This window comes from Nocardia sp. NPDC047038 (genome assembly GCF_040644075.1).
Lineage (GTDB): Bacteria > Actinomycetota > Actinomycetes > Mycobacteriales > Mycobacteriaceae > Nocardia > Nocardia sichangensis.
Genome location: NZ_JBEYVQ010000005.1, coordinates 397,355 through 417,683, shown reverse-complemented (window position 1 = coordinate 417,683; position 20,329 = coordinate 397,355). Strand labels below are relative to the sequence as shown.

Annotated in this window: 25 protein-coding genes; 19 read left to right on the top strand and 6 right to left on the bottom strand. The window is 68.3% G+C overall.

Annotated features, from left to right (window positions below; translation table 11 throughout):
• Positions 1–16: 16 nt before the first annotated feature.
• Complete coding sequence (locus ABZ824_RS21175; protein ID WP_356964880.1) at positions 17–1,042, bottom strand: SDR family oxidoreductase; 1,026 nt, start codon at positions 1,040–1,042, stop codon at positions 17–19.
• A gap of 48 nt (positions 1,043–1,090) precedes the next feature.
• Positions 1,091–1,906, bottom strand: a complete 816-nt coding sequence (locus ABZ824_RS21170; protein ID WP_356964879.1) for an enoyl-CoA hydratase-related protein — start codon at positions 1,904–1,906, stop codon at positions 1,091–1,093.
• Positions 1,907–2,033: 127 nt separating this feature from the next.
• Here ABZ824_RS21170 and ABZ824_RS21165 point away from each other — a divergent pair, with 127 nt between their 5' ends.
• Positions 2,034–3,302, top strand: a complete 1,269-nt coding sequence (locus ABZ824_RS21165) for a helix-turn-helix domain-containing protein (RefSeq protein ID WP_356964878.1) — start codon at positions 2,034–2,036, stop codon at positions 3,300–3,302.
• An 84-nt stretch (positions 3,303–3,386) separates the two neighbouring features.
• On the opposite strand, the gene ABZ824_RS21160 is transcribed toward ABZ824_RS21165, so the two are convergent.
• Positions 3,387–4,913, bottom strand: coding sequence for an aldehyde dehydrogenase family protein (locus ABZ824_RS21160; RefSeq protein WP_356964898.1), 1,527 nt, complete (start codon positions 4,911–4,913; stop codon positions 3,387–3,389).
• Positions 4,914–5,278: 365 nt separating this feature from the next.
• Between ABZ824_RS21160 and ABZ824_RS21155 the strand changes: the two genes are divergently transcribed.
• Genes ABZ824_RS21155 through ABZ824_RS21145 form a run of 3 tightly spaced genes read left to right on the top strand, consistent with a single transcriptional unit; the run spans position 5,279 to position 7,958 of the window.
• Positions 5,279–6,262 (top strand): ATP-binding cassette domain-containing protein, encoded by a 984-nt coding sequence (locus ABZ824_RS21155; protein ID WP_355076010.1) that lies wholly within the window; start codon positions 5,279–5,281, stop codon positions 6,260–6,262.
• 35 nt (positions 6,263–6,297) lie between these two features.
• On the top strand, positions 6,298–7,083 hold the full coding sequence (locus ABZ824_RS21150; RefSeq protein ID WP_355076316.1) for an ABC transporter permease: 786 nt from the start codon (positions 6,298–6,300) through the stop codon (positions 7,081–7,083).
• Complete coding sequence (locus ABZ824_RS21145; RefSeq protein WP_356964876.1) at positions 7,080–7,958, top strand: ABC transporter permease; 879 nt, start codon at positions 7,080–7,082, stop codon at positions 7,956–7,958. The genes ABZ824_RS21150 and ABZ824_RS21145 overlap by 4 nt, the downstream gene beginning before the upstream one ends.
• 31 nt (positions 7,959–7,989) lie before the next feature.
• On the opposite strand, the gene ABZ824_RS21140 is transcribed toward ABZ824_RS21145, so the two are convergent.
• Positions 7,990–9,186, bottom strand: coding sequence for a lycopene cyclase family protein (locus ABZ824_RS21140; protein ID WP_356964875.1), 1,197 nt, complete (start codon positions 9,184–9,186; stop codon positions 7,990–7,992).
• Between the two features lie 234 nt (positions 9,187–9,420).
• On the opposite strand from ABZ824_RS21140, the gene ABZ824_RS21135 reads away from it, so the two are divergent.
• The 3 genes from ABZ824_RS21135 to ABZ824_RS21125 are packed head-to-tail and all read left to right on the top strand — an operon-like array spanning position 9,421 to position 12,160.
• Positions 9,421–10,428, top strand: coding sequence for an alpha/beta hydrolase family protein (locus ABZ824_RS21135; RefSeq protein ID WP_356964874.1), 1,008 nt, complete (start codon positions 9,421–9,423; stop codon positions 10,426–10,428).
• 16 nt (positions 10,429–10,444) lie between these two features.
• Positions 10,445–11,380, top strand: coding sequence for an alpha/beta fold hydrolase (locus tag ABZ824_RS21130; protein ID WP_356964873.1), 936 nt, complete (start codon positions 10,445–10,447; stop codon positions 11,378–11,380).
• Positions 11,381–11,422: 42 nt separating this feature from the next.
• Complete coding sequence (locus ABZ824_RS21125; RefSeq protein WP_356964872.1) at positions 11,423–12,160, top strand: ABC transporter ATP-binding protein; 738 nt, start codon at positions 11,423–11,425, stop codon at positions 12,158–12,160.
• On the opposite strand, the gene ABZ824_RS21120 is transcribed toward ABZ824_RS21125, so the two are convergent.
• Entirely contained in the window at positions 12,147–12,623 is a 477-nt protein-coding gene (locus tag ABZ824_RS21120) for a hotdog fold domain-containing protein (RefSeq protein WP_356964871.1), read from the bottom strand. The genes ABZ824_RS21125 and ABZ824_RS21120 overlap by 14 nt on opposite strands.
• Positions 12,624–13,057: 434 nt before the next feature.
• Here ABZ824_RS21120 and rpsJ point away from each other — a divergent pair, with 434 nt between their 5' ends.
• From rpsJ to ABZ824_RS21060, 12 genes are all read left to right on the top strand, one after another.
• Entirely contained in the window at positions 13,058–13,363 is a 306-nt protein-coding gene (rpsJ, locus tag ABZ824_RS21115) for a 30S ribosomal protein S10 (RefSeq protein WP_003938093.1), read from the top strand.
• Between the two features lie 14 nt (positions 13,364–13,377).
• The gene (gene rplC, locus ABZ824_RS21110; RefSeq protein ID WP_355076024.1) at positions 13,378–14,043 is read left to right on the top strand and encodes a 50S ribosomal protein L3; all 666 of its coding nucleotides are present in this window, start codon (positions 13,378–13,380) and stop codon (positions 14,041–14,043) included.
• Positions 14,040–14,714, top strand: a complete 675-nt coding sequence (rplD, locus tag ABZ824_RS21105) for a 50S ribosomal protein L4 (RefSeq protein WP_039795438.1) — start codon at positions 14,040–14,042, stop codon at positions 14,712–14,714. Before rplC ends, rplD begins: the two co-directional genes overlap by 4 nt.
• Complete coding sequence (rplW, locus tag ABZ824_RS21100) at positions 14,711–15,016, top strand: 50S ribosomal protein L23 (protein WP_011207266.1); 306 nt, start codon at positions 14,711–14,713, stop codon at positions 15,014–15,016. Before rplD ends, rplW begins: the two co-directional genes overlap by 4 nt.
• A 33-nt stretch (positions 15,017–15,049) precedes the next feature.
• On the top strand, positions 15,050–15,886 hold the full coding sequence (rplB, locus tag ABZ824_RS21095) for a 50S ribosomal protein L2 (RefSeq protein WP_039795441.1): 837 nt from the start codon (positions 15,050–15,052) through the stop codon (positions 15,884–15,886).
• 15 nt (positions 15,887–15,901) lie between these two features.
• A complete protein-coding gene (rpsS, locus tag ABZ824_RS21090) occupies positions 15,902–16,183 on the top strand; it encodes a 30S ribosomal protein S19 (RefSeq protein ID WP_014981659.1) in 282 nt (93 codons plus the stop codon).
• Positions 16,180–16,584 carry a 50S ribosomal protein L22 gene (gene rplV, locus ABZ824_RS21085; protein WP_039795443.1) on the top strand — a complete coding sequence of 135 codons (405 nt, stop codon included), beginning with the start codon at positions 16,180–16,182 and terminating at the stop codon, positions 16,582–16,584. Before rpsS ends, rplV begins: the two co-directional genes overlap by 4 nt.
• On the top strand, positions 16,585–17,379 hold the full coding sequence (gene rpsC / locus ABZ824_RS21080) for a 30S ribosomal protein S3 (protein WP_039795445.1): 795 nt from the start codon (positions 16,585–16,587) through the stop codon (positions 17,377–17,379). It begins immediately after the preceding gene.
• A gap of 3 nt (positions 17,380–17,382) precedes the next feature.
• On the top strand, positions 17,383–17,799 hold the full coding sequence (rplP, locus tag ABZ824_RS21075; RefSeq protein WP_039795447.1) for a 50S ribosomal protein L16: 417 nt from the start codon (positions 17,383–17,385) through the stop codon (positions 17,797–17,799).
• A complete protein-coding gene (rpmC, locus tag ABZ824_RS21070; protein WP_040864843.1) occupies positions 17,799–18,038 on the top strand; it encodes a 50S ribosomal protein L29 in 240 nt (79 codons plus the stop codon). The genes rplP and rpmC overlap by 1 nt, the downstream gene beginning before the upstream one ends.
• Positions 18,035–18,307, top strand: a complete 273-nt coding sequence (gene rpsQ, locus ABZ824_RS21065) for a 30S ribosomal protein S17 (protein ID WP_355076029.1) — start codon at positions 18,035–18,037, stop codon at positions 18,305–18,307. The genes rpmC and rpsQ overlap by 4 nt, the downstream gene beginning before the upstream one ends.
• A gap of 219 nt (positions 18,308–18,526) precedes the next feature.
• Complete coding sequence (locus ABZ824_RS21060) at positions 18,527–19,339, top strand: phosphatase (RefSeq protein WP_356964870.1); 813 nt, start codon at positions 18,527–18,529, stop codon at positions 19,337–19,339.
• Here ABZ824_RS21060 and ABZ824_RS21055 read toward each other — a convergent pair.
• Positions 19,329–20,234, bottom strand: a complete 906-nt coding sequence (locus ABZ824_RS21055; protein WP_356964868.1) for an NAD-dependent epimerase/dehydratase family protein — start codon at positions 20,232–20,234, stop codon at positions 19,329–19,331. The genes ABZ824_RS21060 and ABZ824_RS21055 overlap by 11 nt on opposite strands.
• Positions 20,235–20,329: the final 95 nt, after the last annotated feature.

Genomic DNA, 20,329 nt, shown 5'->3' with positions numbered 1-20,329 from the left:
CGGCGCGGCGCGCCGATCAGACCCAGTTCTCGATCCAGTACTTCCAGATCCGTGGTGCGTAGGCGTCCAACGGCGGAACCCTGATGTCGGTGCCCGCCAGGGCCGCGCTGGTGTGCCTGCAGTCGAACCAGCAGGCGAATTCACTGTGCTCCAGCACGTCCAGCGGCACACCGACCCGGGGCAGCAGCCAGTTCGCGCCGGGGACCCGCAACATCATGTCCAACGTGCGCTTGGGCATCACCTCGACCAGATGTGGCGCGCCCGCCTCGTCGGCGAACAGGTTCAGCGCGTCGACCGCGCTCTGCCTGCGCGGATCCACCAGGTGATAGGTGATCTTGTCCGAGCCGGCGCGATGCGCGATGTGATCGAGGGCGCGAGCCACGAAATCCACCGGGACCATGTTGGTCTCGCCCAGTTTGGGCACCAGGACCGGCAGCAGCCTCGGCAGCTGCGCGCCCATGCGCAGTAGGCGGAAGAAGTAGTACGGGCCGTCGATCCGATCGATCTCGCCGGTCCTGGAATGCCCGATCACGATCGACGGACGATAGATCCGCCAGCGCAGCGACGATTCCCGGACGATCCGCTCGCCCTCGAACTTCGCTCGCTGCATCGGGGTGGCCAGCGCCTGCCCGTGATCGAACATGTCCTCGGTGAACAGGCCCTCGGTGGACCCGGCCACCTCCACGGTCGAGACGTGGTGCAGCAAGCCGACGCCCAGCTCCTCGGCGACGTCGACCAGGTGCCTGGTCCCGCCGCCGCGCTCGGTCAGGTCGTAGCCTCCGGCCAGATGGAAGACGTGCTCGATGGCGCCGCGATGCCGGGCCAGCCAGGTCGGATCGATGCCGAGCCCCGGGGCGCCCAGATCGCCGCGCACCGGACGGACGCGGTCGCCGCCCGCCCATTCCTGCGCGCAGCAGGCGAACCGGTCGGCCGAGGCGTCGCCCGGCCGAACCAGCACGTGAATGTCACCCTCGCGTTTCAGGAGCTCAGGGATGAGAAAACGACCGATGAACCCAGTTGCCCCGGTAACCAGGTAAGTCATAGCCGATGAACATAGTCGCCTGTCGGTAGCTACGTTCCGGCGGGCTGATCAGTCGGCGAAGACGGGCTTGCGCTTGCTGAGCATGGCGGTGGCGCCCTCGATGAAATCGGGGGAGCGCAGCAGCTCGGTCTGCCCCGCCTTCTCGGCGGCCAGGGCCCCGTCCAGCGCCGTCAGCGTGGCCTGGTTCAGCGCGTGCTTGGTGAGTTCCAGCGCGCGGCGCGGGCCCGTGGCGATCTTCTCGACCCCGGCCTCGACCGCGGCGTCGAGTTCGTCGTCGGGCGCGACGGCGGTGAACAGACCGGCGGCCGCGGCTTCCTGGGCGGGCAGCCGTTCGCCGAGCAGTGCCATCCGCGCCGCCAGCGGGCGGCCCGCCGCCGCGGCCACCAGCGCGGCCGCCCCGCCGTCGGGCATCAAGCCGATGTTGATGAAGGCCAGCAGCAGGTAGGAGTCCTCGCTCGCGTAGACCAGGTCGGCGGCCAGCGCGATGCCGACGCCGACGCCCGCCGCGGCGCCGCGGATGCGCACGATCACCGGGACCGGCGCGTCGACGATGGCCCGCACCAGCCGGTTCGCCGCGTCCATCACCATGTCCGAGGTGATGCCCCGCTGCGCCTCGTCCGCGCTCGCCGAGAGATCGGCGCCGGTGCAGAAATCGCCGCCCTCGCCGGTCAGTACGATCGCCCGCACCGCGCGGTCGTCCGCCGCCGCGCGGAAGGCGTCCCCGAGCGCGACCATGGTGTCGTAGTCGATGGCGTTCTTCCGCTTCGGGTTGGTGATCGTGATCCGGAGCACCTTGCCGTCCTGGACCGCGGTGAACTTCGCGGCGGAGGGGGCGGCCGGGGCCGCGGAATCGTTGTTGCTCACGTTTGCTCCTAAGCTGCAATTCGCCGGACGCCAGGCCGTGAATAGTGGTTAACTTTGCGAATTGTGGTTAACTTAGGTTCCATTGTCGGGCGCTGTCAACCAGCGCCGCCGGAGAACGGAGAGGTGCATGGTCGCGGATCGCAGCGAGGTCGATCTCGCTCCCGCGCGCCCCGAACCGGGCAGGCGGGCGAGCGCTGAGGGCGCGCCGTCGGTGCGCCGCCGTCCGAAGGACCGCAAGGTACAGATCATCCGGGCGGCCGCCCGCGCGTTCAGCGAACGCGGGTACTACCCGGTCGGTGTGGACGAGATCGCCGCCGAGGTCGGCATCTCCGGTCCCGCCCTCTACCGGCATTTCACGAACAAGTACGCGTTGCTGGTCGCCGCCGCGGAGGAGGGCGCGCAACACCTGCTGAACGTCGCCGAGGGGGCCGACGACACTCGGCTGGACCCGGTGCGGCGCGCCGACGCGCTGATCCGCGCGATCAGCGAGCACACCGTCGACATCCGCCGCGAGGCCGGGCTCTACCGCTGGGAGCGGCGCTATCTCGAGCGGGACGACCGTGTCCGGATCAAGAAGATCTACGACGACCTGAACAACACCCTCGCGGCGCCGATCGCGCTGCTGCGACCCGAGGCGCCGCCCGCGGACGTGGCGATGCTGGCCGCGGGCGTGCTCAGCGCGATCGCCAGCATCGCCGCGCACCGCACCGCACTCTCGAGCGCTCGGCTGCTTCCGCTGTTGCGTCAGATGTCCTGGGCCATCCTGCGCACCGAACTGCCTCCCGCGCCCGCCGAACCGGATCCCGGCCCGCCCGTGCGCGGCATCCCGGTGATCTCCAAGCGCGAACAATTGCTCACCGAAGCCATCCGGATTTTCGGCAGGCAGGGGTATCACGAGGCGAGCATCGAGGAGATCGGCGCCGCCGTCGGCATCAACGCCTCCAGCGTGTACCGGTACTTCGCGAGCAAGGCCGACCTGCTCGCCGCGGCGTTCCACCGCACCGGCGACCGGCTGGCCATCGCGATCACCGAGGCGCTGGCCGAAGCCACGAGCCGGGCGGACGCCGCGCGCAACGTGGCCGACCGCTACGCAAAACTGAGTTTCGCCATGCCCGAGATCATGGCGGTGTACTACGCCGAGTTCGGCAACCTGCCGCAGGCCGAGCAGCACAAGCTGCGCGCCATCCAGCGGCAGAACGTGCTGGAATGGGCCAACCTGCTGGACGGCGACCCGGTGGAAGCGCGTTTCCGGGTGCACGCCGCCATCAGTCAGGTGATCGATGTGGGCAGGCTGATCCGATTCGATTCCCGGCCCGCGCAATTGGCCCGCGTCACCGCGCTGATGGACGCGGTGCTGCTCGCCGATAACGCACAGCCGGACGATGCCCGCCATTAACCCCGTGCATGGCTGCAAGCAGCGAAGGCGGAGGTAGGCAGCGCATGGCCGTAGCGAAGGCGGAGGTACGCGTGGGCGCGCCGCTCAGGGGCGGCGGCCGTGCCGGATCCGGAAGATCGTTCTGGCCAGGCGGAGATGGCGCGGGTGCCGGTCGAACGTGGACAGATTCACCGGCGCCTGATACCGCTTGCGGGTGATGGCCAGGGTCCGGCTGAACTCTCGTAGTCCCTGGTCGCCGTGGCTGTGGCCCTGGCCGTATTCGCCCACACCGCCGAAAGGCAGCGCGGGAATGCCCGCGTACGCGGTCGAGGAGTTGATGGTCACCACCCCGGCGCGCAGTTGCTCGGCGAACGCCTCGATCTCGTGCACGTCCCTGGTGAACACCGACACCGCGACGTCGGTGCCCACCGCGTTGATCCGCTCGGCGGCCTCGTCCATGCTCGCCACCTTGTTCACGATGAGCACCGGGCCGATGCCCTCGCCGGTGATCGCGGTGCTCTCCTCCGGCACTTCGGCCAGCACGATCGGCTCGATGTAGGGATCGCGGATGGAGTCCAGCCCGCCGACGACCGCGCGGCCGCCGCGGGCCACCGCGTCGCGCACCTGCCTGCGCACCACTTCGATCTGGGACTCCATGATCATCGGGCCGTAGGACGCCTTCCGGTCCGCGCCCGGCCGCAGCTTGCGGGCCTGATCCGCGACCAACTCCAGGAAGCGGTCGTAGACGGATTGGGCGACGTAGGCCCGTTGGATGCCGGTGGCGTTCTGCCCGGCGTTGGCCATCGCGCCGAACACGGCGGCCTCGGCGGCGTCGTCGAGTTTCGCGTCGACGTGCACGACCATGCTGCCCTTGCCGCTGCGCTCCACGACGACCGGCGTCATGGTCTGGGCGCATACCGAGATCACCTCGCGCGCACCGGCTTCGGAGCCGGCGTAGGCGATCTTGTCGACCTTCGCGCGGCACAGCGCGGTGCCGGTGGCCTTGTCACCCGTAACCACTTGCAGCACCGGCTGGTTCGGTGCGAGCCGGGACCAGCTGTCGGCCAGCCACACGCCGACGCCGGTGGTCAGCTCGTGCGGCTTGAACACCACGGCGTTGCCCGCCGCCATCGCGTAGGCGATCGAACCCATCGGGGTGAACACCGGGTTGTTCCACGGGCCGAGCACGCCGACGACGCCCAGCGGCAGATACCCGACGGAGGCCCGCTGATTGCGGGTGAGCCAGTTGGAACCGATGCGCCGCCGGTCCAGTGCGCGGCCCGCGTTGCGCGCGGCCCAGTCGAGGTTCTCCACCGCGAGCATCACCTCGATCGCGGCGTCGGCTACCGGCTTCCCGGTCTCCTCGCACAGCAGGGAGACCAATTCGCCCGAGCGCCGGGCGATCTCGCGTTTCCAGTCCAGCAGCCACCGCTTCCGGCTGCTGAATCCGAGTTCGGCCCACCATTTTTCGGCGGAGCGAGCCGCTCGCACGGCGCGATTCAGTTCGCCCGCGCTCATCACGGCGTAGTTGCCGACGACCTCGCCGGTGCGCGGGTCGTAGGACGTCAGGACGTTCGTTCGGCCCGTTCCTCCCGGACGCGCCGCCAACCGTGACTGCGCGGACTCGGCCATGATCACCTCTCGCAGTGTCGAAACCGGCGTGCGGACCGCTCAGCGGGGCCACATCCGTGGACGAGTGAGTGTTTTCCCCCGCAAAGCAGACTATGGTCTGGCGCAGCGGGCCGACAAGGCTCGGCCGCGGCCTCGGTGTCCGGATCGGATCGCGCTCACCAGCGCCGATTCTCCGCACGGCGAACGGGCAGCGGAAAATGTGAGTAAGGACACAATGGGCGCACGCTGGTGCGGGTACCTCACGCGACGCGGCAGCCCGGGCGATCGGGCCGGTAACATCACGCCGAGCGCGACGGATCACCAATCCGAGCGTGCGCCCGCGCTCGGGCGACCTGGTCGCCGTACCGGCCGATAGTGGAGAGTTGATGCCGAGTTCCAACCAAGCGGATTCGCATGCGAGTGAGCCTGCGGTCCGGGTAACGGACGTTCGCAAGTCGTTCGGCGATGTGCACGCACTGCAGGGCGTCAGCTTCGTCGCCGAACGCGCTTCCGTCCTCGGCATCCTGGGGCCGAACGGCGCGGGCAAGACGACCATGGTGAAGGTCCTCTCCACGCTGCTGCGTGCCGACTCCGGCACCGCCGTCGTGGCCGGGTACGACGTGTCGAAGGACCCGGCGGGCGTGCGCCGCTCGATCATGATGACCGGCCAGTACGCGGCGCTGGACGAGAACCTCTCCGGCCGGGAGAACCTCGAGCTGTTCGGCAGACTGATGGGCCTGGGCAAGTCCACGGCCCGCAAGCGCGCCGACACCTTGCTCGAGGAATTCGATCTGGTGAGCGCGGGCCGCCGGGCCGTGCGCCACTACTCGGGCGGCATGCGCCGCCGCGTGGACATCGCCTGCGGGCTGGTGGTGCGTCCCGAGGTGGTGTTCTTGGACGAGCCGACCACGGGCTTGGACCCGCGCAGCAGGCAGGGCGTCTGGGACCTGGTGACCGCGCTGAAGACGCAGGGCATCACGGTGCTGCTGACCACGCAGTACCTGGAGGAAGCCGACGTGCTCAGCGACAACATCATCGTGATCGACAAGGGCACGGTGATCGCCGAGGGCACCGCCGACGAACTCAAGGAGAAGACCGGCGGCAGCTACTGCGAGGTCGTCCCGCTGGATCAGAAGAAACTGCGCACCGCCGCGTACGCCCTTGGCGACCTGGTGCCGCCCGCGGTGCTGGCCGACATCGACGGCGGCGACCGGCTGTCCATCCCGGCGCCGGAAGGCGCCGCCACGCTGACCGAGGCGCTGCGCAGGCTCGACAGCGCCGGTGTCGAGCTGGCCGACATCGCGCTGCGCCGCCCCTCGCTCGACGACGTGTTCCTGTCCATCACCGGCCACTCGGGCGGGCGAGCGTGACCGCTGCGACCGCCCCGGAGCACACCGAGGCCGAGGTGACGCTGTTCGCCGAGTTGCCCGCGGCGCGGCTGTCGTCGTTCGCGCAGTGGCGCGCGCTGACCGGCCGCATCGTCCGCACCATGGCGACCAAGGGCGAGCTGATCGTCGCCGCGGTCACGCCGCTGATCTTCACCCTCGGTTTCTATCTGCCGTTGCGCTACGTGATGAAGATCCAGGGCGTCGACTACGCCCAGTACGTCATGCCGATCATCGTGTTGCAGACCATGGCCTTCACCATGATGTCGAACGCGCAGCTGGCCGCGTTCGAGGCGATGACCGGCCTGAGTACCCGACTGCAGACCATGCCGATCGGCACGCTGGTGCCGTTCACCTCGCGCATCTGCGCCGGGCTGGTCCGGTCGGTGACCTCGCTCACCGCCGCGGTGCTGTTCGGGTACCTGATCGGTTTCCGCTTCGTCGCAGGCGTCGGGCAGGCCGTGCTGTTCTGCGCGTTCTCTCTCGCGGTCGGCACGGTGCTCGCGGTCGGCGCCGACGGGCTCGGCAGTCTGACCAAGAGCCCGGAGTCGCTGAGTCAGGCGCTGACGCTGCCGACGCTGATCTTCGGCATGCTCTCCTGCGGGTTCGTGCCGGAACGCAACTTCCCGGAATGGATTCGCCCGTTCGTGCGCAATCAGCCGATCTCCCAGTTCTCCTTCGCGCTGCGCGACATGGCGGCCGACGGCGTGACCTGGCACGTGCTGTGGGTTCCGCTGGTGTGGTTGATCGGGCTGGCGGCGGTGTTCACCCCGTTGGCGATCTGGGCGAGTGTGAGGCGGTCATGAGTTCGGTGGAATCGACCGTGGAGCGCACCGCGCCGCAGACCGAGGTGTTCGAGGGACGCCCGGCCGAACCCCTGCCCGTCGTCCGGACGAGGCCGGAAGGCTCGCTGGTCACCTGGGTGGTGCAGAGCCTGATCCAGTGCAAGCGGCTGCTGCTGGTCTGGGCGCGTGATCCGGCGACGACCATCCAGACGCTGGTGTATCCCGCGCTCACCTTGGTGATGTTCTACATCGTGCTGAACAAGCCCGTCTCCGGGGCCACCGGCATGCCCGCCGTGTACGGCACGGTCCCGTTGTTGACGTTGGTCGCGGCGATGTCCGGGGCGGTGGTCAGCGCCCTCGGCTTCAAGACCGAGAAGATGACCGGGCTGCTCGGCCGGTTCTGGACGATGCCGGTGCACCGTGCGGCCGGATTCACCGGGCGGCTGCTCGCCGAGGCGATCCGTGTCCTGGTGACCACGGTGTTCGTCGTCGCGGTCGGTCTGCTGCTCGGTTTCCGCTTCGATCAGGGACCGGTCGCGGCGCTGGCGTTGATCGGCATCCCGGTGCTGTTCGGGGTGGCCTTCGCCGTCCTGGTCACCGCGCTTGCGACCGTGTCCGAGGGCGTGATGCTGGTGAACATCATCGGCATGATCAGCACCTTGCTGATGTTCTTCAACTCGGGTTTCGTTCCGGTTTTCGCCTACCCGATCTGGTTGCAGGACGTGGTGGCGCATCAGCCGATGAGTTGCGCGATCGATGCGATGCGCGGTTTGTCCTACGGCGGTGCGGTCGCCGACCCGCTGCTCGAGACGCTCGCCTGGACGCTCGGGATGATCGTCGTCTTCGCCTACCCGGCGATCAGGGGATACCGGCGGGCCGCGGAAACGGGGCCGTAGCCACCAGCCGTCACCGTGCGCCGGGTTCGGATCATCGGACCCGGCGTTCGGCGTCTTCGCGCGGTTCGGCGAACTCGTAGTCCAGCCAGCGGTTCCGATTGGCCCAGCCGACCAGGTCGTAACGCCAGCGGAACGGCCAGGTATGCGCGACCGTGCCGAACAGCACAGCGCCCAGCGCCGTGTAGTCGTCGTGCGCGGACAGCAGGGCGCGCTGACCACGCGGGGTGGCGCTGAAGAACGCGTCGAACATGGCGATGGACTGCTCGGTGGTGAGTCTGCCGAGGCCGTAGAGGCCGCGCATCCGCATCCAATACACCAGCCGTGCGCGCGGCGGCCACAGCGCGGCGATGGGGTCGCGGCCTTCCAACAGCGCGGTGATCGCGGTGTCGACCAGTGCCAGTGAGTCGGCGACGCTGTACCCGGTGCACGGGTGCATCATGCCGCCGCGCGAGCCGAACGCGATCGCGCGCGCCTTGCCGGTGCGTGGCGGCGGCTGGTCGAGTGGATAGTGCGCCGCCTCGCTCGGTTCGTCGCCGGTGAGCCGGATGCCGTGCGCGGCGAGGCGCGCGAGTGTGCGCTTGCGCAGTTCGTGCTGCGGCATGCCGCCCTGGAGACCGAGACTGGTCTCCTCGAAGATCACCGTGCCGTCGCCGAGCGGCACCGCGTAGAGGAACGACGGCGGCTCGTCCGGGCCCGCGCCGTTCTCCGGCCGCCAGTCAAGCAGCAGGCCCTCGCCTTCGGCGATCATCGGCGCGGCCGCCTCGGCGTCGACGAAGATGCCGTGCGCGCTCGCCCCGCGGCGGCGTCCCAGCGGGGGCAGCCCACGGGTGTCGAACACCGCCGCCGCCCGGTGCACCGTGCCGTCGGCGAGTTCGACCTCGTGCGCGTCCACCCGCGTGGCGCGGCCCGCGACGACGGTGGCGTCATCGAGCGGTAGCGCCGCGCGGAGGCCGGGTTTGGACAGCACGCAGTAGGGACGGTCGATGCGATGCTCGGTCTTCGTCCACACTCTGGGCGCCGGGATGGTCGTCGCGACAGCCGTGGACGGCAGCCATTGCGGCAGCTCGTCCACCCAGCAGGAGAAGGTGGGCGGCCACAGCCGTTCGGGGCGGGGGTCGATCGCGGTCACCGACAGCCCCGCGATCATGGCGCGGTGCGCGAGCGCCCGTCCGGTGGGACCGAGCCCGACCACGCACACATCGACTTCCCGGTCCGCGCTGACACCCATAGGGGCATTCAATCCGGTGGGCCGACGGAAGCGCAACTATTCCACGCCTGCGAGCCCAAGGAATTCGGGTCTCGCTATTTCGGAATCGGATCGGTTCGAAACGGCGCGAATTCCGGTGCACGGGCATGCCCCCAGAATCGGTGGCCCAGCAACTTCAGTCGTGAAACGGCTCGGGACAGGCCATAGCCTGAGCTCGGAACGCGAGGCGTTCCGGGATTCGGGATAAGGGGAGTCATGAGAGGGAGCCACCTCCGCCGGTTGCTGCTGTCGGCGGTCGTCGCCGGCGCTGCGGCCGCATCGGCAATGGTTTCGGTGCAGGCCCAGGCCGCGCCCGCGGAGTCTTCTATTGTTTCCGTGCAGGAGCACAGTGCGCGGAACCTGACATTGACGGTGCATTCCGCTGCCATGGATCTCGATATTCCGGTGGAAGTGCAGCGCGCCGCGGACACGAGCGTTCCCCGGCCGGTGTTGTATCTGCTGCTCGGCGCTGCCGGTGGCATCGACGGCTCGACCTGGGCCACGAAGACCGACGCGATGCAATTCCTCGCGGACAAGAACGTGCACGCGGTCACGCCGATCGGCGGCATGTTCAGCTACTACGCGGACTGGGAGAAGGACGACGCCAGGTTGGGGCGCCAGAAGTGGCGGACCTTCCTGAGCCGCGAACTGCCTCCGCTGATCGACTCGTATCTCGGGACCAGCGGGCGCAATGCCCTCGCGGGGTTCTCGATGTCGGGGACCACGACACTCGCGCTCGCCGCGACCACGGGTGACCTGTACTCCGGCGTCGCCGCATACAGTGGTTGCGCGCAGACCAGCGATCCGGTCGGCCGTGAGTTCGTCCGGCTGACCGTCGAGGAATGGGGTCTCGCGGAACTGGACAACATGTGGGGGCCCGCGGGCGGCCCGCAATGGGTGGCCAATGATCCCTACGTGCAGGCGGAGGGATTGCGTGGAAAATCCATCTACATCGCCAGTGGAAATGGCATGCCCGGCGTCTACGACCGATACGGCGGGAAATATTCGCTGAACGGTCCGTGGGGTTTCGCGAATCAGCTCGTCGTCGGCGGTGTGATCGAAGCGGCCACCAATTACTGCTCGCACAACATGAAAGACCGGCTGGACAGCCTCGGAATCCCCGCGCGATACAACTTCCGCCCGGAAGGCACCCATTCCTGGGGTTATTGGGAGGACGCGCTGAAGGATTCGTGGCCGACGCTGGCCGCTCCATTGGGAATCTGATCCGCGGGAATTCGAAATGACTGTTCGCACTCGGGCCGCGCGCGTCGTCGGCCTCATGATGGCCGCTGCCTGTGTGGCGCTGTGCCATGCGCCGACCGCGGCCGCCGCCCCGGAGACACCGGCGCTGGACGGCGCCAACGACTGGGCCTGCAAGCCGACACCGGCGCGACCGGAGCCGGTGGTGCTCGTGCACGGCTCGGGCACCGATATCGGCCGCAGCTTCCCCCTGCTCGCGCCGGCCATCCGGGCCGAGGGACATTGCGTGTTCGCCGCGAATCTCGGCGCCGCGCCGGGTGTCGTCGACGCGGTGAGCGGGCAGACCGGCTCCAGCTCCACCGGCGTCGGGCCGATCGGCGCCGCACTGCTGGGACGTGTCGTCTACGGCGTGGCCGACATCGATCGAATGGCGGGCGAGCTCGCCGAAGTCGTGCGGGCGGTGCGGGAGACGACGGGCGCGAGCCGGGTGGCGCTGGTCGGCCACTCCACCGGCGGCACGGTGATCCGGCAGTATCTGCGCGCCCGCGGCGCGGAGGCGGTGTCCCAAGTGGTGACTCTCGGCACGCCGTATCGCGGCTCGACCTGGGCCGGGTTGCGCGGCAGCTATCCGGACCTGGCCGCGCTCGGCCTGGGCGACGCGCAGATCGCGGCCCAGGTCTTCGGGACTCCGGGCCAGCAGCAGGTGGCCGGGTCACCACTGCTGAACCGGCTGAACACGGGAGGCGAGACCGTGCCCGGTCTCCGGTACACGGCCATCGCCTCCCGCGCCGACCAGGTGATCACGCCGCAGGACACCGCCCTGCTCGCCGCGCCCGGCCCGGCCGACCGCAACGTGTGGCTGCAGGACGGATGTCCTGCCGACGCGGCCGACCACAGCGGCATGCTGGAAGACCAACGCGCCACCGCGGCCGTTCTCTCCGCGCTCGCCGGGGATCGGCGAACGTTGCCCTGCTGAGCGCACCCTGGCCGGACCGGATCACGAAGATGGAGAACCTCGGTGAGTCTCGGCATTACTTGTAGCGGGCTGCGCCGCGAATTCGCCGGAGTCGCGGTGATCGACGACGTGACCTTCCGCGCCCCCGCGGGCCGGGTCACCGCGGTCGTCGGGCCGAACGGCGCGGGCAAGACGACGCTGTTGTCGATGCTCGCCGGCCGGTTGCGGCCACACCGAGGGTGGCTCCGCGTGGAGGACGCGGATCCGAGCGCAGAGCCATGGGTGGTCCGCTCCCGGGTCGGCTGGGTCCCCGACGTGTACGAGAGCGGCGAGACCTGGTCGGTCGCGGAGGTCGTGCGGTTCTCCGCGAAGATCGCGGGCCACAGCGCGGACGTGGCCGATGAACTGGTCGATCGGGCAATGCATCTCGCGCGTTTGGCGGACTCCGCTTCCACACCTGTGCTCCGTCTGTCCCGGAGTGGCAAGAAGTGGCTCGGCCTGGCCAGAGCGCTGGCCGCGGGTACGACGGCACTCGTTCTGGACAACCCGATGGCCGACTTGGACCACGACGGGCGTCGCTATCTGGCCGGAATGCTGCGAGCTCTCGCGCGCCAGGACATGACGATCGTCGTTTCTGCTTGTCTCGCCGACGATCTCGCCGGATGCGCGGAGAACATCCTGCACATCGATCAGGGGCGACTCGTCGCGGGCGACGCATCGGTTCCGGCCCCGGTCGAACCACGGACAGCTTTCGCGAGACCGGACGCGCGCGGCTCGCGGAGGCCGGCTACTTCGGTGTGACCCAGGTGGTGATGTCCGCGTGCACCACTTCCACGCCGTGCTTGTCGTAGATCGACACCGGCACCACCAGCTCGCGCCCCTCGGTGATGCTCGCGAAGTCGGGGATCTCGGCCAGTTGCGCGACGGCCCGCAGCCCGGTCTCGGCTTTCGCCAGATATCGCACGTTCATCGCCTTGGGGATCCATCGGTGCGTCGCGGGCACGGTCGCCTCGCTGAGCATGCCCATCGCGACCTCGGCCAGATTGCACGCCGCGATCGCGTGGAAGGTGCCCAGATGGTTGTGGATGCCGAACCACTTCGGCGAGGTGACCTCGCACAACCCCGGTTCGAGCCGGACCACGTTCGGCAACACGGTGCCGAAGTAGGGCACCCGCGCCACCATCCCGAGCGAGAACAGGGCATGCCCCAGCCGGTTGTCCGGCAGCTTCTTCCAGCCGCGATAGGTCACGGTCTCTTTTGCCATGCGGCGTATCTTACTCAAAAGTAAGTTCGTGGCCAGCCCCACCGATTTGAAGTGACTCGCGGGGATCGTGCATACTGTTCGGGTTGCCTTGCACCGGGCCGTGTCTGTTTCCAGGTGAAACAGCTGGTCGGGCGGGGCGAGCAGTACCCCATCGAGTACCTCGCCGGGTTTCTGGCGTGGGTACGTCCGGGACAGTGTTCCAGGCCTGAGATGCATTGCGATCCGAGGCCGAGGAATGAGCGGACGGGCGACACGCCCGACCGCGTGTACCGGAGAACCATGACAGATGAACAGCGGCGAGATCGGGCGTGCCCGGTCAGGGTCTCCACTGAGACGTCTTCGTGTGTTCGGGCTGTGCAAATGAGGGTGGTCCAGAGGACTGGTATAGCCGGGCTTCCGGACCACGAAGGAAAGCGGAGAAAAGGACACTTAGCGTGGCGGGACAAAAGATCCGCATCAGGCTCAAGGCCTATGACCACGAGGCGATCGACGCATCGGCGCGCAAGATCGTGGAGACGGTGACCCGCACCGGGGCACGCGTCGTCGGCCCGGTGCCGTTGCCGACCGAGAAGAACGTGTACTGCGTCATCCGTTCGCCGCACAAGTACAAGGACTCGCGCGAGCACTTCGAGATGCGTACGCACAAGCGGCTTATCGACATCCTCGACCCGACGCCGAAGACGGTGGACGCGCTCATGCGCATCGACCTGCCGGCCAGCGTCGACGTCAACATTCAGTGACGGGGACTCGAGACATGACTGACAACAAGAACAGGCCGGCCGCCGGCATCCTGGGCACCAAGCTCGGCATGACCCAGGTCTTCGACGACAACAACCGCGTCGTTCCCGTGACCGTCATCAAGGCCGGGCCGAACGTCGTCACCCAGATCCGCACCGTGGAGCGCGACGGCTACAGCGCCGTCCAGGTCGCCTTCGGCGCCATCGATCCGCGCAAGGTGACCAAGCCGGTCTCCGGCCAGTTCACCAAGGCCGGTGTCACGCCGCGCCGCCACGTCGCCGAGATCCGCGTCGCGGACGCCTCCACCTTCGAGGTCGGCCAGGAGATCAGCGCCGAGGTGTTCGAAGAGGGCAGCTACGTCGACGTCACCGGCACCAGCAAGGGCAAGGGCTTCGCGGGCACCATGAAGCGCCACGGCTTCCGTGGCCAGGGCGCCTCGCACGGTGCGCAGGCCGTGCACCGCCGTCCGGGCTCGATCGGTGGCTGCGCCACCCCCGGCCGCGTGTTCAAGGGCATGCGCATGTCGGGCCGGATGGGTAACGACCGCGTCACCACGCAGAACCTGTCGGTGCACAAGGTCGACGCCGAGAACGGCCTGCTGCTGATCAAGGGAGCGATCCCGGGTCGCAAGGGCGGCGTCGTGATCGTCAAGAGCGCCGTGAAGGGTGGTGCGCACGCATGACGAGCCTCGAGAAGAAGGCGAACCTGACGCTGCCGGTCAAGGAGATCGGCGGCAAGACCAACGGCACTGTCGACCTCCCCGCGGAGATCTTCGACGTGACCGCCAACATCGCGCTGATGCACCAGGTCGTCGTGGCTCAGCAGGCCGCGGCCCGCCAGGGCACGCACGCGACCAAGACCCGTGGCCAGGTCTCCGGCGGCGGCAAGAAGCCGTACCGGCAGAAGGGCACCGGTCGCGCCCGCCAGGGTTCGACCCGCGCGCCGCAGTTCACCGGCGGTGGCACCGTGCACGGCCCGCAGCCGCGCGACTACACCCAGCGCCTGCCCAAGAAGATGAAGGTCGCCGCCCTGCGTGGCGCCCTGTCCGACCGGGCGCGCAACGAGCGCATCCACGTGATCACCGAACTGGTGGCGGGCCAGACCCCGTCCACCAAGACCGCCAAGAGCTTCCTGGCCGAGCTGTCGGACCGCAAGAAGCTCCTGGTCGTGGTCGGCCGCGAGGACGTCGCCGCGTGGAAGAGCGTGGCGAACCTGCAGAACGTGCACCCGATCGCCCCGGACCAGCTCAACACCTACGACGTGCTCAACAGCGACGACGTGGTGTTCAGCGTCGAGGCGCTCAACGCGTTCGTGCACGGCCCGGCCGAGGCTGCACAGGAGGAGAGCAAGTGACCACCATCGCCGACCCCCGCGACATTCTGCTGGCGCCGGTCATCTCCGAGAAGTCCTACGGACTGATCGAGGAAGGCACCTACACCTTCCTGGTGCACCCGGACTCGAACAAGACGCAGATCAAGATCGCCGTGGAGAAGGTCTTCGGTGTGAAGGTGACCAGCGTCAACACCGCCAACCGTCAGGGCAAGCGCAAGCGGACCCGCTTCGGTTACGGCAAGCGCAAGAACACCAAGCGCGCGCTCGTGACCATCTCGGCCGACAGCAAGCCCATCGAGATCTTCGGAGGCCCGGTCGCGTAAGCGCCCGGGAATCCAGAAAGCAGAGAAGAACTCATGGCAATCCGTAAGTACAAGCCGACTACGCCGGGCCGCCGCGGCTCCAGCGTCTCGGACTTCGCCGAGATCACCCGGTCGACCCCGGAGAAGTCGCTGCTGCGCCCGCTGACCAAGTCCGGCGGCCGCAACGCCCACGGCCGGATCACCACCCGGCACCGCGGTGGCGGGCACAAGCGCGCCTACCGTCTGATCGACTTCCGTCGTCTGGACAAGGACGGGATCCCGGCCAAGGTCGCGCACATCGAGTACGACCCGAACCGCACCGCGAACATCGCGCTGCTGCACTTCGTGGACGGCGAGAAGCGCTACATCATCGCCCCCAAGGGCGTGACGCAGGGCACCCGCATCGAGTCCGGCCCGACGGCCGACATCAAGCCGGGTAACAACCTGCCGCTGCGCAACATCCCGACCGGTACCACGATCCACGCGGTGGAGCTGCGTCCGGGCGGCGGCGCCAAGCTGGCCCGCTCGGCGGGCATGAGCATCCAGCTGCTGGGTAAGGAAGGCCCCTACGCCACGCTGCGTATGCCTTCCGGTGAGATCCGTCGCGTCGACGTGCGCTGCCGCGCCACCGTCGGCGAGGTCGGCAACGCCGAGCAGTCGAACATCAACTGGGGCAAGGCCGGCCGCATGCGCTGGAAGGGCCGCCGCCCCACGGTCCGTGGTGTCGTCATGAACCCGGTCGACCACCCGCATGGTGGTGGTGAGGGCAAGACCTCCGGTGGTCGCCACCCGGTCTCGCCCTGGGGTCAGCCGGAAGGCCGCACCCGCAAGCCCAACCGTCCGAGCGACAAGCTCATCGTCCGCCGCCGCAAGACCGGCAAGAAGCGCTGAAGGAGGAGGTAAGAAATGCCACGCAGCCTCAAGAAAGGCCCGTTCGTCGACGACCACCTCCTCGCGAAGGTGGACGTGCAGAACGAGAAGGGCACCAAGCAGGTCATCAAGACCTGGTCGCGTCGTTCGACCATCATCCCCGATTTCATCGGTCACACGTTCGCGGTGCACGACGGCCGCAAGCACGTGCCGGTGTTCATCTCGGACAACATGGTCGGGCACAAGCTCGGTGAGTTCGCGCCGACCAGGACGTTCAAGAGCCACGTCAAGGAAGACCGGAAGAGCAAGCGGCGATGACGACGACTGAGACTCAGAACCCGACTGCGCGCGCGACCGCCAAGCACGTTCGCGTCACCCCGATGAAGGCACGCCGTGTCGTGGACCTGGTCCGCGGCAAGCGTGTCGAGGACGCCCTCGCCCTGCTGAAGTTCGCGCCTCAGGCCGCGAGCGAGCCGGTCGCCAAGGTCGTCGCGAGCGCCGCGGCCAACGCCGAGAACAACCTCGGCCTGAACCCGGCCACGCTGGTGATCTCGACGGCCTACGTCGACGAGGGTGCCACCCTGAAGCGGTTCCAGCCGCGTGCCCAGGGCCGTGCGTTCCGCATCCGCAAGCGCACCAGCCACATCACCATCGAGGTCGAGAGCATCCCCACCGCCGGTGGAGCCACTCGTAACCGCCGGAAGGGAGGGGCAAAGTAAATGGGACAGAAGATCAACCCCCACGGCTTCCGCCTCGGTATCACCACCGACTGGAAGTCACGTTGGTACGCGGACAAGCAGTACGCGGACTACGTGAAGGAAGACGTCGCGATCCGCAAGCTGCTGGCCACCGGCATGGAGCGGGCGGGCATCTCCAAGGTCGAGATCGAGCGCACCCGTGACCGCGTGCGGGTGGACATCCACACCGCGCGGCCCGGCATCGTGATCGGCCGCCGCGGCGCCGAGGCCGACCGCATCCGCGCCGAGCTGGAGAAGCTGACCGGCAAGCAGGTGCAGCTGAACATCCTCGAGGTCAAGAACCCCGAGTCGGATGCGCAGCTGGTCGCCCAGGCCGTCGCCGAGCAGCTGTCCAACCGTGTGGCGTTCCGTCGCGCGATGCGCAAGGCCATCCAGTCGGCCATGCGTTCGCCGAACGTCAAGGGCATCCGTGTGCAGTGCTCGGGCCGCCTCGGCGGCGCGGAAATGTCGCGCTCGGAGTTCTACCGCGAAGGTCGGGTGCCGCTGCACACGCTGCGCGCCGACGTCGACTACGGCCTCTACGAGGCCAGGACCACCTTCGGTCGCATCGGCGTGAAGGTCTGGATCTACAAGGGCGACATCGTCGGTGGCAAGCGTGAGCTGGCCGCCGCTGCCGCCGCGCCCGAGCGTCCGCGCCGGGAGCGGCCGAGCCGCCCGCGTCGGTCCGGTTCCACCGGCACCACCGCGACCAGCACCGAGGCCGGGCGCGCCGCCACCGCGGTGGCCGACGCCCCGGCAGAGACACAGGAGGGCTGACGCATGCTGATGCCTCGCAAGGTGAAGCACCGCAAGCAGCACCACCCTGGCCGTTCCGGTACGGCCAAGGGCGGCACCTCGGTGGCGTTCGGCGAATTCGGCATCCAGGCGCTGGAGCCGGCCTACGTCACCAACCGGCAGATCGAGTCGGCGCGTATCGCGATGACTCGCCATATCCGCCGTGGCGGCAAGATCTGGATCAACATCTACCCGGATCGCCCGCTGACCAAGAAGCCCGCCGAGACCCGCATGGGTTCCGGTAAGGGTTCGCCGGAGTGGTGGGTCGCGAACGTCAAGCCCGGTCGCGTGATGTTCGAGATGAGCTACCCGAACGAGGAGACCGCTCGTGAGGCCCTGCGCCGCGCGATGCACAAGCTCCCGATGAAGTGCAGGATCGTGACCAGGGAGGAGCAGTTCTGATGGCTACCGGAACACCGGCCGCAGAGCTCCGCGAGCTCACCGAAGAGGAGTTGGTGGCCAAGCTGCGCGACTCCAAGGAAGAGCTGTTCAACCTGCGCTTCCAGATGGCGACGGGTCAGCTGGACAACAACCGTCGTCTGCGCGTCGTCCGTCACGAGATCGCGCGCATCTACACGGTCATGCGTGAGCGCGAGCTCGGTCTGGCCACCGGACCCGCTGGCAAGGGAGATGCCGCATGAGCGACAAAGCAGAAGGGCAGCGCGGTACCCGTAAGGTGCGGGTCGGCTACGTTGTCTCGGACAAGATGAACAAGACGATCGTCGTCGAGCTGGAAGACCGCAACCGGCACCCGCTCTACGGCAAGATCATTCGCACCACCTCGAAGGTGAAGGCGCACGACGAGAACGAGGTCGCGGGCATCGGCGACCGCGTTCAGCTGATGGAGACCCGTCCGCTGTCGGCCACCAAGCGCTGGCGTCTGGTCGAGGTCCTGGAGAAGGCCAAGTAAGCCTCTCCGGCACGGCGTGAAACCCGAAGGCCCGCTTCCCGTTCTCGGAGGCGGGCCTTCGCCGTATCCGGGCGCGTCTGAGGAATTCTCTTGCCGTCCACCCTGCATGGGTACTGTCGTGTTGCGGGTGGCGATCGAGCAAACCGGCGGACTCCTGGCCTGACCGGAACTGCGATAGGTGGCGCCGACGGCCGATGCGGAGGATGAGCGGTGGGGAATGTGAGTCGATCTGAACAGACCTATGATCGAGCGCTGCTGCGGGAACATCTGCTGAAAACGCGGATAGCGGGTGATGTCGCGACGCCTCGGGAGGGGAATCTCGCGAACTATCGCAAGATGGTGGCGAAGGACCCCGGGTATCAGTTCGGGCTGACGCTGAAGGATTGGACCTTCGCCGAGACGCTGGAGATGATGGCGCGTCTGTGCGGGGTCAGCCCCGACCCTCGGCATCTGCGGGGTCCGGACACCATCGACGTCGACCTGACGCTCGACGCGCTCGACGCGATGGGTGCGCGGATCGGGCTCGCCGCTCGTCGTCGGGAGACGGTGATCCTGGCGACCGGGCATCCGGACACACTCATGGGCGTCTATCGCGCTGTCGAGGACGCGTTACGTGCGGCAGGATGCGTGGTGCTCGTGCCGGCTGCCGGGTGGTCCTATCGGGTGACCACGCCATGGGGCCCGCAGCATCGCGAGATCGTCTACACCTCAGGAGTTGCCGCGCTGGGCACCGACGGCACGCTGCGACACACTCATGACCCGCATCCGATGCGGGCGGCCCTGCGGGAGTTGCGCGAGGCCGAAACCGGCCAATGGCCCGACCTGGTCGTCGCCGACCACGGCTGGGCCGGTGCGGCAGGGGAGGCGGGCATCGAGACCGTGGGATTCGCCGACAGCAACGACCCCGCACTGTTCGCCGGGCAAGCGGAGGGGAAGATCGCGGTCACGGTGCCACTCGATGACGGAGTCCATCCCGACTACTACGGTCCGCTGACCGCTTATCTGCTCGGCCAGGCCGGACTCACCGGCTGAGGTCACCCCGGTGCCGTGTGTCGCACACGATGGTTTCCAGATCGGACTGCGCTGGACGCCAGGGTAATTCGGCCATAGCCTTGGCCGGGTCGCTGATCAGGGCGGCCGGTTCGGGCGCCGGTGGCCGATGGTTCAGCTGAATTCGACGTCCGGTCCGCCGCTCGACCGCGGCCACGACGTCGAGAATGCTGCTGCCGCGGCCGCTGCCGATGAGAAAGCGCCTGAATTCGCCTTTCGGCGGCATGTTCTCGATACCCGCGACGAAAGCCGCTGCGGCGTCGTCGATATGCAGATAGTCGCGGACAGCGCTGCCGTCGCCGTTGACTTCCAGAGCCGAGCCATTCCTCGCGGCGGTGAATGCTCGGGGAATCAAGCGCGTCGGATCGGGATCCGCGCCGCCGGCCACGTTCATCAAGCGCAGCACGGTAGCGGACAAGCGACCGGTGCCCGCCTGCGCGCCGATCGCCCACTCGGCGGCCAGCTTGCTCGCCGCGTACGGGTGCGGGGGCGCGTCGGGTAGACGCTCTGTCATCGGCTGTCGTTCGGGAGTTCCGTATATCGAGCCGGTCGAAGCGAAGACGAGCCGCGATATTCCGGCGGCGGCCATGGCGTCCAGCAATGCGACGGTCCCGCCGGTATTGACGCGGAAGTACCGCAGCGGATCGGCCACCGACTCGCGCGCCCGAGTAAGCCCACCGAGATGGCACACCGCCTCCACGCCGTCCACAGCTTTCCGAAGCCCGTCCTCATCCAGCAGGTCGGCGACCCGAGTCGTCACCCGCAGAGGCGAACCGCAGTCGCGAACCATCGCGATCGGCTCGTGCCCGGCTCCAGCCAGCAGTTTTACGACCGCCTGGCCCAGATAGCCGTTCGCTCCGGTGACGAGAACGCGCACACCGTGATGGTAGGGCCTGAACCATGCGGTCGCCGGAGGACGGAGAGGCGATGCGCGGTGCGCAAGCGGAACAGATCGATCAGCTGAGCGAAGGC

Bases quoted from the DNA above. Each gene is read 5' to 3' on its own strand.
- ABZ824_RS21140 (WP_356964875.1), bottom strand. From the start codon at position 9,186: ATGGGTGTCAGCGCGGACCGGGAAGTCGATGTGTGCGTGGTCGGGCTC.
- ABZ824_RS21165 (WP_356964878.1), top strand. From the start codon at position 2,034: ATGGTCGCGGATCGCAGCGAGGTCGATCTCGCTCCCGCGCGCCCCGAA.
- rpmC (WP_040864843.1), top strand. From the start codon at position 17,799: ATGGCTACCGGAACACCGGCCGCAGAGCTCCGCGAGCTCACCGAAGAG.
- rplB (WP_039795441.1), top strand. From the start codon at position 15,050: ATGGCAATCCGTAAGTACAAGCCGACTACGCCGGGCCGCCGCGGCTCC.
- ABZ824_RS21130 (WP_356964873.1), top strand. From the start codon at position 10,445: ATGACTGTTCGCACTCGGGCCGCGCGCGTCGTCGGCCTCATGATGGCC.
- rplP (WP_039795447.1), top strand. From the start codon at position 17,383: ATGCTGATGCCTCGCAAGGTGAAGCACCGCAAGCAGCACCACCCTGGC.
- ABZ824_RS21175 (WP_356964880.1), bottom strand. From the start codon at position 1,042: ATGACTTACCTGGTTACCGGGGCAACTGGGTTCATCGGTCGTTTTCTC.
- rpsQ (WP_355076029.1), top strand. From the start codon at position 18,035: ATGAGCGACAAAGCAGAAGGGCAGCGCGGTACCCGTAAGGTGCGGGTC.
- ABZ824_RS21160 (WP_356964898.1), bottom strand. From the start codon at position 4,913: ATGGCCGAGTCCGCGCAGTCACGGTTGGCGGCGCGTCCGGGAGGAACG.
- ABZ824_RS21135 (WP_356964874.1), top strand. From the start codon at position 9,421: ATGAGAGGGAGCCACCTCCGCCGGTTGCTGCTGTCGGCGGTCGTCGCC.
- ABZ824_RS21120 (WP_356964871.1), bottom strand. From the start codon at position 12,623: ATGGCAAAAGAGACCGTGACCTATCGCGGCTGGAAGAAGCTGCCGGAC.
- ABZ824_RS21155 (WP_355076010.1), top strand. From the start codon at position 5,279: ATGCCGAGTTCCAACCAAGCGGATTCGCATGCGAGTGAGCCTGCGGTC.
- rplC (WP_355076024.1), top strand. From the start codon at position 13,378: ATGACTGACAACAAGAACAGGCCGGCCGCCGGCATCCTGGGCACCAAG.
- rpsC (WP_039795445.1), top strand. From the start codon at position 16,585: ATGGGACAGAAGATCAACCCCCACGGCTTCCGCCTCGGTATCACCACC.
- rplD (WP_039795438.1), top strand. From the start codon at position 14,040: ATGACGAGCCTCGAGAAGAAGGCGAACCTGACGCTGCCGGTCAAGGAG.
- ABZ824_RS21145 (WP_356964876.1), top strand. From the start codon at position 7,080: ATGAGTTCGGTGGAATCGACCGTGGAGCGCACCGCGCCGCAGACCGAG.
- rplV (WP_039795443.1), top strand. From the start codon at position 16,180: ATGACGACGACTGAGACTCAGAACCCGACTGCGCGCGCGACCGCCAAG.
- rpsS (WP_014981659.1), top strand. From the start codon at position 15,902: ATGCCACGCAGCCTCAAGAAAGGCCCGTTCGTCGACGACCACCTCCTC.